This is a genomic window from Streptomyces sp. NPDC044719 (assembly GCF_056433405.1).
In genome coordinates this window covers 1-16,454 of the sequence record NZ_JBWKHE010000016.1, presented here as the reverse complement: position 1 = coordinate 16,454, position 16,454 = coordinate 1, and the positions used below count along the sequence as shown (strand labels likewise).

General features: G+C 69.2%; 2 protein-coding genes. Both read left to right on the top strand.

Features of this window, described 5'->3' with window-relative positions; genetic code table 11:
* The first annotated feature begins 454 nt into the window (after positions 1 to 454).
* Positions 455 to 16,138 carry an amino acid adenylation domain-containing protein gene (locus tag AC07DF_RS40100; RefSeq protein ID WP_478982329.1) on the top strand — a complete coding sequence of 5,228 codons (15,684 nt, stop codon included), beginning with the start codon at positions 455 to 457 and terminating at the stop codon, positions 16,136 to 16,138.
* Positions 16,135 to 16,454: condensation domain-containing protein (locus tag AC07DF_RS40095; RefSeq protein ID WP_478982327.1), on the top strand; the 320-nt coding region annotated here is incomplete at its 3' end. The genes AC07DF_RS40100 and AC07DF_RS40095, both read left to right, overlap by 4 nt.

The window sequence follows — 16,454 nt, the reverse complement described above, 5'->3', positions numbered from 1 at the left end:
TCAGGAGCGGACCGTCCTGCGGCTGTGGTCCTCTGGAGCAGCTGTGCCACGAGGACTGAAGGGAGGCAGCGACGGTGAGGTCTGTGAGCCGAGGGCCCGGACTGCATGCGTGGCCGCGGGAGCCCTGGGCGCGGGGCTTCCTTCCGCGGGGGCGGCGCAGACGGATGTGTCGGGCCGGCCCGACTGACTGTGCACCGGGCACGAAACCGGTCGCTTCCACGGCCGTTGACGGTCACCTCAAGGGGGTTTGACGCCAAGGGAGTTGGCCGATGTTGGCCCGTTGACACCCTCCCGTCCCACACTCAACAATCGGCAGATCGGCCTGGGCCGGAAATGACCATTCCCTCAGCGCGACACCCCGCAGGCTTCTCACCCCGCCTCGTCACCTCTGGTGATTCGCGCTCATCAGGCCCACCGAATCACTGCATCGGTCACCGGACCCCACGGGGAGAGCATGTTCAATTCTCGGGACGCCCGCCTTCCATTATCGGCTGCTCAAACCGGCATCTGGTACGCCCAGCAGCTGGCCCCGGACAACCCGACCTATATTCTCGGGGAATACCTGGAAATTCACGGTCCGGTGAACACCGCGTTGCTGGAAGAATCAGCACGGCGCGCCATCGCGGAAGCGGAAGCCCTCCATGTCCGCTTCGTCACCGACAGCACCGGGCCCTGGCAGATCGTCACCCCGCCGGCCGACCTGACCGTGCCGCTCATCGACGTCAGTACGGAGCCGGATCCACGCCGAGCCGCCCTGGCCTGGATGGAGACCGACCTGACCCGACCGCTCGATCTGGCGTCGGCCCCGCTCTACACCTGCGCCCTGTTCACAGCGGCACCCGACAGGTTCTTCTGGTACCAGCGTGTCCACCACATCGTCATGGACGGCTTCGGCGCAGCGCTCGTCATCCGACGGCTCTGTGACATCTACGACTCGCTGTCAGGCGGCCGGCCGGTCGATGACGAGGCCTTCGGCCCCTTGCGTCTTCTGCTGGAGGAGGAACGCAGGTACCGGGCGTCCGAACAGTTCGCTCAGGACCATGAGTACTGGACTGGGCAGTTCGCCGATCTGCCGGAACCGGCGGTCCTCGCCGGCAGGTTCTCCCCCACGTCCCACAGCGTGCGGCGGGCGACAGCCCAGCTTCCCTCGTCGGGCATGGACGGGTTGCGGGCACTGGCCCGTAGCGCCCGGACGACCTGGCCCTCGGTCGTCGTCGCCTCCACGGCGGCCTATCTGCACCGCATGACCGGCGCACGCGACGTCACGGTCGGACTCGGCGTCACGGGCCGCGACACAGCGCCTTCCCGCAAGATTCCGGGAATGGTGTCGAATGTGCTGCCATTGCGCCTGACAGTGCGGCCGGACACGGTCTTCTCCGACCTCATTCAGCAGGCGTCGCAGGAAATCTTCTCCGTGCTCCGGCACCAGCGCTACCGATATGAGGACCTGCGCCGGGATCTGGATCTCCTCCGCTACGACCGTAAACTGTTCGGACCGGTCGTCAATATCATGCCCTTCGATTACAACCTTCGTTTCGGTGACTCGCCAGCGACATCCCACACTCTTTCGGCAGGCCAGGTGGAAGACCTGTCGATCACCGTTTATCAACGGGCGAAGGAACAGGGGCCGCGGATCGACTTCGACGCCAACCCCGCGCTGTACGGAGATGCTGAGCTCGCGGCTCACCACCAGCGTTTCCTGCGGATACTGAAGGCCGACGCCGGCCAGCGGGTCGGCGCTATGGAGATGCTTTCACCGCGGGAGCACCACCAGCTCGCGGCATGGAACGGTACGGCGAACAGTCAGCCCGCGGCCGACGGTGCCGGGGCCGACGCCGGCACCGTCCAGCACAGGTTCGCCGAGCAAGCAGTCCGCACCCCGGACGCACTCGCCGTCCGGTCGCACGACGAGGAGCTCACCTACCGGGAACTGGACGCCCGGGCCAACCGCCTCGCACACCGGCTGATCGGCATGGGGGTTGGCCCCGAACACCGGGTGGCTTTTCTGCTCCGGCGCTCGGCGGACCTGGTGGTGTCCATCCTGGCCGTCCTCAAGGCGGGCGGCGTCTATGTGCCGCTGCACCACAGCAACCCTGCCGCGCGCATGCAAGCCATCATGGCCGAGAGCGAGGCCAGGGTTTTGCTCACGGACCGGGCCACCCGGGTTGCCCGGACCGGAGAGAGCGGCGCGCTCCCGCATGATGCCCAGGTCGTCGTCGTTGACGAAGATCGGCTCCTCGCCGGCGAGGACGACAGCGCTCCCGCCGTGGACGGTCACCCGGAGCAGCTGGCGTACATCATGTACACGTCCGGGTCGCTGGGTGTGCCGAAGGGCGTGGCCGTTACCCACCAGGACGTGCTGAGCCTGGCTTCCGACCGGTGCTGGCGCGGCGGTGACCACGAGCGGGTGCTGCTGCACTCTCCGCACGCGTTCGACGCGTCGACGTACGAGATGTGGGTTCCTCTGCTCAACGGCGGTCAGGTCGTCGTGGCACCGCCCGGTGAGCTGGACACCCGGATTCTCTCGCGCCTCGTCGCCGGCGGGAGCATCACGGGCCTGTGGCTGACCGCGGGCCTTTTCCAGGTGATGGCAGAAGAGTCCCCCGGCAGCTTCGCCGGCGTCCGGGCGGTGTGGACGGGAGGCGATGTCGTCCCGGCCGGAGCGGTCCAACGGGTGCTGGATCACTGCCCGGACACCGCGGTCGTCAACGGCTACGGCCCTACCGAGACCACCACCTTCGCCGCGCACCACACCACACGGGCGCCGGACCGCGTGTCTCACAGCGTGCCCATCGGCCGTGCCATGGACGGCATGCGGCTGTACGTGCTCGACAGCGGCCTACAGCCGCTTCCGGTCGGTGTGGTGGGCGAGCTCTGCATCGCGGGAGCAGGTCTGGCACGCGGCTACTTCGGTCGGCCGGCCCTCACCGCCGAACGATTCGTCGCCGACCCCTTCGGCCCGGCGGGTTCCCGTATGTACCGCACGGGTGATCTGGTCCGGAGGCGTTCCGACGGGGTCCTTGATTTCGTGGGCCGGGCCGACGACCAGGCTAAGATTCGGGGCTTCCGGATCGAGCCGGGTGAGATCGAGGCCGTACTGTCCCAGCACCCCGGCCTCGCCCAGGCCGCTGTCGTCGCCCATGAGCACCGGCCGGGAGACCAGCGTCTCGTCGCCTACGCGGTGCCGGTGGCAGCGGCCGTGGCGGCGGACAACGAACCAGCGCAGACGCAGACGCCTGCCGAGGGAGACATCGAGGCGCAGGAAGAGACGCAGGCGGGGACGCTTGCCCCGGCGCTCGCCGAAGCGCAGCAGGTCGGGGAATGGCAGTCGATCTACGACTCGCTCTACGAAGACGCCGCCGATCGGCCCGCCGGGTCGAACTTCACCGGGTGGAACAGCAGCTATGACGGGCAGCCCATCCCTCTGCCGGAAATGCAGGAGTGGCGTGCTGCCACGGTCGAGCGGATCCTCTCGCTGCGGCCGCGACGCGTGCTGGAGATCGGCGTCGGCACCGGGTTGCTTCTGGGGCCGGTCGCCCCGCGGTGCGAGGAGTACTGGGCGACCGACTTCTCCGCATCGGCCGTCGATGCTCTGCGGGAACAGGTCGGCCGCGCCCCCGAGCTGGCCGGCCGAGTGACGCTGCGGCACCAGCCGGCACACGACTTCGACGGCATACCGGCCGGGTTCTTCGACACCGTGATCATCAATTCGGTGGTGCAGTACTTCCCCAACGCCCGCTATCTGGTCGAAGTGCTGCGCAAGGCAGTGGAAGCTGTGGTTCCCGGCGGGGCCGTCTTCGTCGGAGACATCCGCAACCTTCGCCTCCAGCGGTGCTTCCACACCGCCGTGGAGGTGCGCTCCCGCACCCTCTCCAAGGACGCGGCCCACATCCGTCGCGCCGTCGAGCAGAACATGGCCCGGGACAAGGAACTGCTGATCGACCCGGAGTTCTTCACGGCGCTGCCACGCAGCATCGCTGCCGAGGATGTCGATCTGCATGTCGATCTACGCGTCAAACGCGGTCAGTACCACAATGAGCTCACCCGGCATCGCTATGACGTGGTCCTCCACAAACAACCCGAGGCGCCCCTCGCGCTGAGCGAGACGCAACGCCTGCACTGGGGAAACGATGTCGGCGGGTTGCAGGAGCTGCGCGAGCAGTTGTCCGCCCGGCGCCCGGGGCCCCTGCGGCTCGTGGGGGTTCCCAACGCCCGCCTGTCCGGCGAGCTCGCCACGATGCGCGAGCTGGACGCCGGCAGCGCCATCCACCAGGGCTTCGAGACCGACCAGCTCCCGAGCGAACTCGGCGGCACCGAGGGAGTCGAAGACCCCGACCCCGAAGCGTTCCACGAACTCGGCTCGGAACTCGGCTACTGGGTGGCCGTGACCTGGTCGAGTACCGGAGACCCGGGCAGCCTCGATGTCGTCTTCGCCGACTCCGCGCAGATCGCGTCCACCACGCCCGTGGACACCCATCCGCATCCCGCCGCTGGGCACAGGGAGCTCTCGGCCTACACCAACGACCCCGACGCCGGCCGACGGACCGGCGCGCTCGTGGCCGGCCTGCGCTCGTACCTACGCGGCCGGCTGCCGGACTACATGCAGCCGGCCGCCGTCGTCGTGCTCGACCGCCTGCCGTTGACCGTCAACGGCAAGCTCGACCGGGCGGCCCTGCCCGCTCCGGACTTCGGAGCGGCGGCGACCGGGCGGACCCCGCGCACCGCTCAGGAAGAGCTCCTGTGCGGGCTGTTCGCCGACGTCCTCGGTCTGTCCGCGGTGGGCATCGACGACAACTTCTTCGACCTCGGTGGGCACTCCCTGCTGGCCACCCGCCTGACCAGCAGGGTCAGGTCGGAGCTGGGCATCGAGCTCTCGGTCCGCCGGCTCTTCGAGACACCGACCGTCGCCGGCCTCGCCGAGCGGCTGCCCACGGCACGACCGGCACGGCCCGCGCTGCGCCCGGTGGCCCGGCCCGAAGAGCTGCCCCTCTCCTTCGCCCAGCGCCGGCTGTGGTTCCTGCACCGGCTGGAAGGCCCCGGCGCGACGTACAACATTCCCCTGGCCGTGCGGCTGTCGGGCGCTGTGGACCGAGCTGCCCTCACCGCGGCACTGGCGGACGTGGTAACCCGGCACGAGAGTCTGCGCACCACGTTCCCCGAGAACTCGGGGCGGCCGTACCAGCTGGTCCTCGACGCGGCCGCGGCGCTTCCGGTGCTACAGGTCACCGAGGTGGAAGCCGCCGACGAGGCGAAGCTGGCGGAGAGGGTCGCCGAAGCAGTCCGATACGAGTTCGACCTGGCCTCCGAGCAGTTGCTGCGTGCCACGCTGCTCACGCTCGGGCCGCGGGAACACCTGCTGGTTCTCGTACTTCACCACATCGCAGGCGACGGGTGGTCGCTCGCGCCCCTGGCCAGGGATCTGAGCACCGCCTACCGCGCCCGGGTCACCGGCACCGCGCCCGCGTGGTCGCCGCTGCCGGTGCAGTACGCGGACTACACGCTTTGGCAACGCGAACTCCTCGGTGACGAAGGAGCCGACAGGAACGCCGAGGGGCAAGCGGGGGAAGGTGACGCCGTCAGCCTGGCGTCGCGGCAGCTCTCGTACTGGCGTGCTGCCCTGGCCGGGCTCCCCGACCACCTGGAGTTGCCCAGCGACCGCCCGCGCCCGGCGGTCGCCAGCCACCGAGGCGCCGACCACACCTTCACGCTCAGCGCGGAACTCCACAGAGGGCTCGTCGACCTCGCGAAGGAGAACCAGGCAAGCGTCTTCATGGTGGCGCAAGCGGCCTTGGCCGCCCTGCTGACCCGGCTGGGGGCGGGCACGGACATCCCGATCGGCTCCCCGATCGCCGGGCGCACGGACGAGAGCCTGGACGATCTCATCGGGTTCTTCGTCAACACCTTGGTGCTGCGCACCGACACCTCCGGGGACCCGAGCTTCCGGAAGCTGCTGGAGCGGGTCCGGGAGACCGACCTGTCCGCCTACGCCCACCAGGACCTGCCCTTCGAACGCCTGGTGGAAGACCTGCGGCCCGCACGATCGCTCTCGTACCACCCGCTGTTCCAGGTCACCCTGGCCTTCCACAACACCGCCGAGCCCGATCTGGAGCTCCCGGGTCTGCGGGCCGAGGCCGAGGGTGTACGAACCGGCACGACCAAGTTCGACCTGACCATCGAGCTCACCGAGCGCCGAGCCGGAAACGCCACAGGGAACGGCACCGGAAGCAGCGCCACCCCCGGCATCGACGGCCTCGTCGAGTACAGCACCGACCTGTTCGACGCTGTCTCCGTACAGACCCTCATCAGCAGGTACCAACGGCTCCTGGAAGCCGTTGTCGCCGACCCCGACCAGCCGATCAGCCGGATCGAGATCCACAGCCAGGAGGAGCTCGAGCATCTGCTGGTGAAGTGGAACGACACCGCACGTCCGGTGCCGGAGTCCGACCTGCCGACCCTGTTCGAGACGCGGGCCGCGCGCAGTCCGCACGCCCTTGCTCTGGTCTTCGAGGGCAGCGAGCTGACCTACACGGAACTCAATGCCCGGGCGAACAGGCTCGCGCATTTCCTGATCGCACGAGGTGCCGGCCCCGAACGCGTCGTGGCCGTCGCCCTGCCGCGTTCGGCAGAACTGGTCGTGGCGCTGCTGGCGGTGCTCAAGACCGGCGCCGCCTACCTGCCCGTCGACCCGGCCCAGCCTGCCGCGCGGACCGCGTTCATGCTCGAGGACACCCGGCCGGTGGCCGTCCTGACCGCCGGCGAGGGCGGGCCCGTTCTGCCGCCGCACGCGCTTCGCGCGGTACTGGACGAGCTCGACGCGACAGGCGCCCTGGACGGTTGCCCGACAACCGATCCCGTCCGAACCGGCGGGCCCGCGGCTCTCCACCCGGCGTATGTCATCTACACCTCAGGCTCCACCGGCAAGCCCAAGGGTGTCGCGGTCCCGCACACCGCGATCGTGAACCGGCTCCACTGGATGCAGACCGAGTACCGACTCGACGCGACCGACCGCGTCCTGCAGAAGACCCCCTTCGCTTTCGACGTCTCGGTCTGGGAGTTCTTCTGGCCTCTGTTCGAAGGGGCGACCCTGGTGGTGGCGCCGCCCGAGGGCCACAAGGACCCCGCCGGTCTCGCCGACGTGATCCGTACGGAACGGGTGACCACTGTCCACTTCGTTCCGTCGATGCTGCGGGCCTTTCTGGAAACGCCGGCCGCGAAGGAGTGCCGGACGCTGCGCAGGGTGTTCTGCAGTGGTGAGGCACTGCCGCCGGAACTGATCACACGGTTCCAGCACACGCTGGCCGCGCCGCTGTACAACCTCTACGGGCCCACCGAGGCCGCCGTCGACGTCACTGCCTGGGCCTGCCCTCCCGACTTCGCCGGAACAGTCTCCATCGGCACGCCGATCTCGAACATCCGGGTCCATGTGCTGGACGATGCCCTGCAGCTGGTTCCGCAGGGCGTGGTGGGCGAGCTGTACCTGTCGGGACGCGGACTGGCCCGCGGGTACGTGAACCGGCCCGGAACGACGGCGCTGCGGTTCGTTCCCGATCCCTTCGGTCCGGCGGGCTCGCGCATGTACCGCACGGGTGACCTGGCACGCCGCCGTGCGGACGGAACGCTGGAGTTCCTGGGCCGGACGGACGACCAAGTGAAGGTCCGGGGTTTCCGCATCGAGCCCGCGGAGATCGAGGGAGTGCTGGCACAGCATCCCGGCGTGGCCCGGACCGTGGTGACCCTGCGGAAGGACGGGCCGTCCGGGCAGCGGCTCGTGGCGTACGCGGTACCGGAAGCCGGTTCCATCCTGGATGCCGCGAAGCTACGCCAGTACGCACAGGGTCTGTTGCCGGACTACATGGTCCCGGCCGCGTTCGTGCTGCTGAACGAGCTGCCCCTGCTGCCCAGCGGCAAACTGGACCGCGCGGCACTTCCCGCCCCCGAGGTCACCGGCACGCCCGGGGGACGTCCGACGCGTACACCGCGGGAAAGGCTCCTGGGCGATCTCTTCGCCGAGCTGCTGGGCGTGACGGAGGTCGGCGCCGACGACAATTTCTTCGCTCTCGGCGGCGACAGCATCGTGTCCATTCAGCTGGTATCCCGGGCCCGCCAAGCAGGTTTGGCGATCACCCCTCGCGACGTGTTCCTGCACCAGACAGTGGCGGCGCTGGCCGCGGCCGCGACCGTCCCCGAGGGAAGCCAAACACCCACCGACCTACCGCTGATCACACTGACGCAGAGCCAGCGCGAAAGGCTGTCGGAGGTGTGGGGTGAGCCGTCGGATCTGCAGGAGGTTCTGCCGGCCTCGCCGCTGCAGGAGGGGCTGCTCTTTCACACGCTCTTCGACCGGCAGACGCCGGACGTCTACACCGTCCAGCTGGTCTTCGAGCTCAATGGACGTGTCGACTCCGCGGCGTTGCGGGCCGCGGTGGCGACGCTGCTGCGCCGGCACCCGAATCTGCGGGCGGGATTCTGGCAGCAGGGCGCGGACCAGCTGGTGCAGGTGATCCCGCGCGAGGTGGAGTTGCCGTGGCACGAGGTGGATCTGACCGGCGATGACGGCCAGGAGCAGGCACCCGAGCAGGAGCTGCCCCGGCTGGTGGACGAGGACCGGGCCAGGCGGTTCGATCCGGCTCGCCCGCCCTTGCTGCGCTTCACTCTGATCCGGGTCGCCTCCGAGCAGTACCGCCTGGTGTTCCTGAGCCACCACCTCCTGATCGACGGGTGGTCGCTGCCCAACCTCGTCCAGGAACTGTTCACTCTGTACTCCCGGCGCGGGGACGACAGTGGGCTGCCAGGTGTCGTGCCGTACCGGAACTACCTGGCCTGGCTGGCGCGTCAGGACCGGGGCGCGGCCGAGGAAGCCTGGCGGGAGGCGCTGGCGGGAGTGGAGGAGGGGACGCTGCTGGCCCCGGCAGGCTCCGGCGGCACGGTGACACCGCCCGAAGAGATCGGGTGGGAACTGTCAGAGACGCTGACCTCGGCGCTTGCGAAGGTGGCGCGCGGTCACGGGCTGACGCTCAACACCGTGGTCCAGGGCGTCTGGGGAGTCCTGCTCGGGCGTACGCTGAACCGGCACGACGTGGTCTTCGGAGCCACCGTCTCCGGTCGTACTCCGGAGATCTCCGGCGTCGAGGCCATGGTGGGTCTGTTCATCAACACCTTGCCCGTACGCGTGCGCTGGGACGAATCCGAGTCGTGGTCGGACATGCTGGCGCGGTTGCAGGACGAACAGTCCGAGCTGCTGCGGCATCAGCACCTCGGGCTGGCCGAGATCCAGCACATGGCGGGGATACGCGAACTGTTCGACACCACCACGGTGTTCGAGAACTATCCCCTCGACACCGAGGCGGTTCAGGCGGCCCTGGCGGACGTGGCAGTGACCGGCCTGACCGCCCATGACGCGACGCACTACCCGCTCACCCTCATCGCGTTCCCGGGCGACAGGCTGCGCTTCACGATCGGCTACCGGCCGGACTTGTTCACGCCGGACGCAGCCGAGGAAATCGCGGCACGGCTCAACCAGTTGTTCGAAGCTGTGGCTGCCGATCCCGGACGTCTCCTCGGGCAGAGCGACGTGCTGACCGCCGGGGAGCGACACCGGCTCCTGGTCGAGTGGAACGACACGGCCCGGCCGGTGCCGTCGGTGAGCCTGCCGGAGCTGCTGCAGGAGCAGGCCGCCCGCACTCCGCGGAAGACGGCGTTGGTCTTGCCTACCGCACGGTCGTCCCCGGCGGACAGTCCCGACACGGTGGTGTCTTATGCGGAGCTCAACGCGCGGGCCAACCGGCTGGCGAGGGAGCTGGTCCGGCGAGGTGTCGGCCCCGAGAGAATCGTGGCCCTTCTGCTGCCCGACCCCGGCGAACTGCTGGTGGCGCTGCTCGCGGTGCTCAAGGCGGGGGCGGCCTACCTGCCGCTGGATCCGGAACACCCGGCCGAGCGCATCGCCTTCCTCCTCGAGGACGCGGGGGCGGGGCTGTTGCTGACCACATCCACGGTCCAGTCCAAGGCTCCCGCCGCTGTGCCACGCGTGGTGCTCGACCACGAGAACACCAGGGCCCTCGTCAGCAGCCGGCCGGGCACCGACCTGTCCGACGCCGACCGTGTCTGCCCTCTCTCGCCGCACCACCTGGCGTACGTGATCCACACCTCGGGTTCCACGGGAAAGCCCAAGGGCGTCGCCATGTCCTGCGGTGGGCTGGCGAACCTACTGGCGTGGCAGGCCACAGCCATGCCGATCAGCGAGGGCGAGAGCGGTCATACGGCGCAGTTCACGACGATCAGCTTCGACGTGTCCGTACAGGAAGTCCTCGGTGCGCTGACCTCCGGTCGCTCTCTGGTGGTCACCCCCGACGATGTCCGCCGCGATGCCGACGGGCTCGTCCGCTGGTTGGAGCGGCACGAGATCAGTGAGCTGTTCGCCCCGAACCTGGTCGTGGACGCGGTGTGCGCGGCGGCCGTCGAACAGGGGCGGCGGCTCCCGGCGCTGCGGCACATCGCACAGGCCGGTGAGGCACTGACCCTCACGGACACGGTGCGCCAGTTCTTCGACGAGGAGACGCGGCGGCTGCACAACCACTACGGGCCCACCGAAACGCACGTCGTGACCGCGCACCACCTGCCGGAGCAGGCCTCGGGATGGTCATCGGCGGCACCCATCGGCGCTCCGATCGCCAATACCAGGGTGTATGTGCTGGACGATGGGCTGCGGTTGGCGCCTCCGGGTGTGGTCGGCGAGCTGTACGTGGCAGGGGCAGGAGTGGCCAGGGGCTATGTCAACCGCCCCGGCCTGACAGCCGAGCGATTCGTGCCCGACCCCTTCGGCCCGGCCGGCACCCGCATGTACCGCACCGGCGACCTGGCCCGCTGGACACCCGACGGGCAACTGACCTTCGCGGGCCGCGCCGACGACCAGGTCAAGATCCGCGGCTACCGCATCGAACCCAGCGAAATCGAAACCGTCCTCTCCCGCCACCCCGCACTCTCCCAGGCCGCCGTAGTCGCCCAGGAGCACAACCCCGGAAAACGCCTCGTGGCCTACGTCGTACCCACCACCGGAACAACCATCGACACCACACGACTACGCGACTTCATCCGGAACACACTGCCCGACTACATGGTTCCGGCGGTGTTCGTGGTCCTGGACGAACTGCCCCTGCTGGCCAACGGAAAGCTCAACCGGTCAGGACTGCCCACACCCGCCGCCGGCACAACACCCACAACACGCGCCCCGCGCACACCCCACGAAGAACTCCTCTGCAACCTCTTCGCCCACGTACTCGGTCTCCCCGAGGTGGGCGCCGAGGACAACTTCTTCGAACTGGGCGGGCACTCGCTCCTCGCCACCCGGCTGACCAGCAGGATCCGATCGGCACTGGGCGTCGAGCTCTCCGTCCGCACGCTTTTCGACGCCCCTACCGCCGCGGGCCTCGCCGAGCGGCTCTACGGGTATACGCGGGCACGCGTGCCGTTGCGCGCGACGGCACGGCCGGACGAAGTCCCCCTGTCCTTCGCACAGCGTCGGCTGTGGTTCCTCAACCAGTTGGAAGGACCGAGCCCGACATACAACCTCCCGCTGTGCGTGCGGCTGTCCGGCGACGTGAACGTGGTCGCCCTGGAGACAGCTCTGGGTGACGTCCTCAGCCGCCACGAGAGCCTGCGGACGGTGTTCCCGGAGGCGCAGGGCCTGCCGCGCCAGCACGTCGTCGACACCGTCGACGCCCTGCGGCGGGCCGTACTCGAAGTCGTGCAAACCAGCGAGAACGACCTCGCGGCGGTGCTGAACGCGGCAGCCCGCCACCCCTTCGACCTCGCTGCCGAACTACCCGTCCGGGCCTGGCTCTTCGCCGTGGGGGCTCAGGCCCACGTGCTGGCGCTCGTCGTACATCACATCGCGGCCGACGGCTGGTCGCTGGCTCCGCTGGCGCGTGACCTCGGCCTGGCCTACGCCGCGCGGTGCCGGGACCAGGCACCGTCGTGGCCGCCTCTGCCGGTGCAGTACGCCGACTACGCACGCTGGCAGCACGACGTACTCGGCACCGAGAAAGATCCGGACAGCGTCATCTCGCAGCAGCTGGCCTACTGGCGCAGTGCCCTGGACGGACTGCCGGACCAGCTCGACCTGCCGACCGATCGGCCCCGGCCCGCCGTTGCCAGCCATCGCGGGGACTCGGTCGCCTTCCGGATCGATCCGGAACTGCACCGCGCCCTCATCTCGCTCGCCCATGACCACCAGGTCAGCCTGTTCATGGTGCTGCAAGCCGCGGTTGCCGCCCTGCTGACGCGCCTGGGCGCGGGAACGGACATCCCCATCGGCAGCCCGATCGCCGGCCGCACCGACGAAGCGCTGGACGAACTGGTCGGGTTCTTCGTCAACACGCTGGTGCTGCGCATGGACACGTCCGGCAACCCCAGCTTCCGTGAGTTGCTCGGACGGGTTCGCGAGACCGACCTGACGGCCTACGCCCACCAGGACGTGCCGTTCGAACGGCTGGTGGAATCGCTCAATCCGGACAGGTCGCTCGCCCGGCACCCGCTGTTCCAGGTGATGCTGGCCTTCCAGAACGCTCCGGAGGCCTGGCCGGAACTCCCCGGCCTCGACTCCACGCCCCAACCGGTCGAGGTCGGCGTCGCCAAGCTGGACCTGACCGTCGAGGTCCGGGAAACCCGGGCGGACGACAACAGTCCGGACGGCCTGGAATGCAGCATCGACTACAGCACCGACCTGTTCGACCGGCGTTCCGTGGAGCCGATGGTGGCGCGGCTGCGCCTGCTGCTGGAGGCGATGGCCACGGATCCGGGGCAGCGTTTGGACCAGGTCGACGTGCTGACCGCCGAAGAGCGACGCCGGATGCTGCGGGAGTGGAACGATCCCTGCCGGGAAGTTCCCGCCGCCACGCTGTCCGAGCTGTTCGAAGCGCAGGCGTCCCGCACACCGCACGCGACGGCCGTGGTGTTCCAGAACATCGAACTGTCCTATGCGGAGCTCAACGCGAGGGCCAACCAGCTGGCTCGGTATCTGATCGGCCGAGGGGCCGCACCAGAACACCTGATCGGCCTCGCTGTGCCCCGCTCGGCCGAGATGATGGTGGCCCTGGTCGCGGTGCTCAAGACCGGAGCGGCCTACCTGCCCATTGACCCGGGGTACCCGGCCGACCGGATCACGTTCATGCTGTCGGACGCCCGCCCGGTGATGTGGCTGACGACGCGCGCGGTCGCCGACGGCCTGCCCCGAACGGACACACCGCTGATCGTGCTCGACCGGGCAGGGACGAGCCAGGACATCGACCGCCGGGCCACAGGTGACCTGGAGGCGGGGGAAGGCCGACGGGCCGTGGCGGACCATCCGGCCTACGTCATCTACACCTCGGGCTCCACGGGCCAGCCGAAGGGCACGGTGATCTCCCACCGCAGCGCCGCCAACCTGGTCCGCTGGGCCGTCACCGAGTTCGGCTCCGGGCAGCTGTCCCGGGTGCTGGCATCGACGTCGTTGAGCTTCGACGTCTCCGTCTTCGAGATGTTCGGCCCGCTGGCGTCCGGCGGGACCATCGAGGTCGTGCGCGACGTGCTCGCCCTGACCGAGCGGCCCGAGGACCTCGGGTGGACCGGCAGCCTGATCAGCACCGTGCCGTCGGCCCTGTCGCAACTGCTCTCCAACGACGTCAAGGTCACGGCCGACACGGTGGTCCTGGCGGGCGAAGCCCTCTCGGCCCGCACCGTTCGCGACGTCCGCACAACGCTGCCGGGCTGCCGTGTCGCGAACATCTACGGCCCCACCGAGGCCACCGTCTACGCAACGGCCTGGCACGCGGGTGACGACCCGGACGCCGTACCGCTGATCGGTGCTCCGATCTCCCAGGTGCGGGCGTACGTACTGGAGCCCGGTCTGCGGCTGGTGCCGCCGGGTGTGGTGGGCGAGCTGTACCTTGCAGGAGCGGGACTGGCGAGGGGGTATGTGAACCGCCCCGGCCTGACGGCCGAGCGATTCGTGGCGGACCCCTTCGGCCCGGCCGGTACCCGCATGTACCGCACCGGTGACCTGGTCCGCTGGACGTCTGACGGGGAGCTGGCCTTCGTGGGCCGGGCCGACGATCAGGTCAAGGTGCGGGGTTACCGGATCGAACTGGGAGAGATCGAAGCCGCACTCTCCCGCCATCCCGATCTTCAGCAGGCAGTGGTTGTCGCCCACGAGCACGAGCCTTCCGGGAAACGCCTCGTGGCTTACGTTGTGGCGACAGCCGGGTCGACCGTGGATGCCGCGGGCTTGCGGGAATTCGTTCGGCGCACACTGCCGGACTACATGGTTCCGGCGGTGTTCGTGGTCCTGGACGAACTGCCGCTGCTCCCGAACGGAAAACTGGATCGGGCAGCGTTGCCCGCACCCGACCTCGCCGGGATGTCGAGGAGCCGCGCTCCTCGCACACCGCGGGAAGAACTTCTCTGTGGCCTCTTCGCCCAGGTACTGGGCGTCCCTGAGGTCGGCGCCGAGGACACCTTCTTCGAACTGGGCGGCGACAGCATCATGTCCATCCAGCTCGTGTCGAAGGCTCGCGCCGCGGGGCTGGCCATGAGCGCCAAGGACGTCTTCCAGCACCAGACCCCCGCCGGGCTCGCCGGCGTCGTCACCGTGAGCGAAGCGCATGGAGATGCCTCGGACCTGGGCATCGGCCGGATACCGGCCACTCCGATCATGCACTGGCTAAGGGAACAGGAGCAGGAGGGGGAGCTCAGTCTCGATCGGTTCAGCCAGACGGTGCTGCTCCAGGTGCCCGCAGGGGTGACCGGGCAGCAGTTGACTGACGCCTTGCAGGCCGTCATGGATCACCATGATGCCCTGCGGACTCGCTTGGAGCGGTCGTCCGGTGGTGAATGGTCGCTGCACAGCAGCCCTCGGGGGTGCGTGCTCGCGGCCGACCTGATCCGGCGGATCGACGTCAGCCGTGGGGACGGGCACATACCGGGCCCGCTGCTCGCGGGTGAGGCCCGCCAGGCACGTGGGCGGCTGCGGCCCGGTGACGGGGTCATGGTGCAGGCGGTGTGGTTCGATGCCGGGCCCGCCCGGCCGGGCCGGTTGTTGCTGGTGCTGCACCATCTCGTGGTGGACGGGGTGTCCTGGCGGATCCTGCTGCCGGATCTGGCCTCCGCGGCGGCAGCCGTCGCAGCCGACCGTGCAGTGGACCTGGCCCCCGTGCACACCTCGTTCCGCCGGTGGGCCGAACTGCTGGTTGAGCAGGCGCAGGGACCGAAGCGCATCGCCGAAACAGCATGGTGGGAGCACGTTCTCGACAACCCGAGCGTGATGCTGGCCGACCGACCGTCCCAGGAGAGTCGCAAGACGCGGTCCTTGGTGGTGACGATCCCCGCGGAACGCGCGGCCTCGCTCCTCACCGACGTACCGGCCGCGTTTCATGCGAACGTCAACGACGTCCTGCTGACGGCGCTGGCGGTCTCTGTGCTGGGTCGGCGGCAGCGTCGTGGCGAGACCGGGGCGGCGTTGCTGGTCGATGTGGAGGGGCATGGCCGGGACGAGTTCGCCGCCGGTGTCGACGTGTCACGCACGGTGGGCTGGTTCACCAGCCTGTTCCCCGTACGCCTCGACCTCCACGACATCGACCTCGACCACGTACTCACCGGAGAAACCGCCACCGGACAAGCGCTCAAGACAGTCAAGGAACAACTCCGCGCAGTCCCGGACCACGGACTCGGATACGGACTCCTCCGCTACCTCAACCCCCAGACCCGCACACGACTGTCGAACCTGACCGCTCCCCAAATCGGCTTCAACTACCTGGGACGACTCACCCCAGCAGACACCGGACAATGGGCCATCGCAGAAGAAGCCGACGCCCTCTTCGACCCGGCCGACGCCACGCTGCCACCCGCGCATCAACTCGGAGTCAACGCCCTGGCCCGGGAAGGCGCAGAGGGACCCGAGCTGGTGGCGTCCTGGACGTGGAACGAGCAGGAGCTGTCCGAGAAGGACGTGTACGAGCTCACCGAGCTGTGGGCCCAGGCACTGGACGCGTTCGTCACTCACGCCGGCCGGCCCGGAGCAGGCGGTTGGACGCCCTCGGACCTACCACTGGTCGCGCTGGACCAAGCAGAGATCGACGCGCTGGAAGCGGAGTGGGGGGATCAGGAATGAGGAAGCCGGCACTGCAGGACGTCCTTCCGCTCTCGCCGCTCCAGGAGGGACTGCTCTTCCACGCGCTCTACGATGGCCGCACCCCTGATGCCTACGCGGTTCAGGTGACCTTCGATCTCGAAGGTCCACTTGATACCCGTGCTCTGCGCGCGGCTGCCGATGGCCTGCTCCACCGGCACGCGAACCTGCGGGCGGCCTTCCGGCAGCGCTCCGGAGGGCGGCCGGTGCAGGTGATTCCGCGGGAGGTCGCCCTGCCCTGGCGGGAAGTGGACCTGAGCGGACTGAGCGATCAGCAGCCGGAACTGGCCCGGCTCTT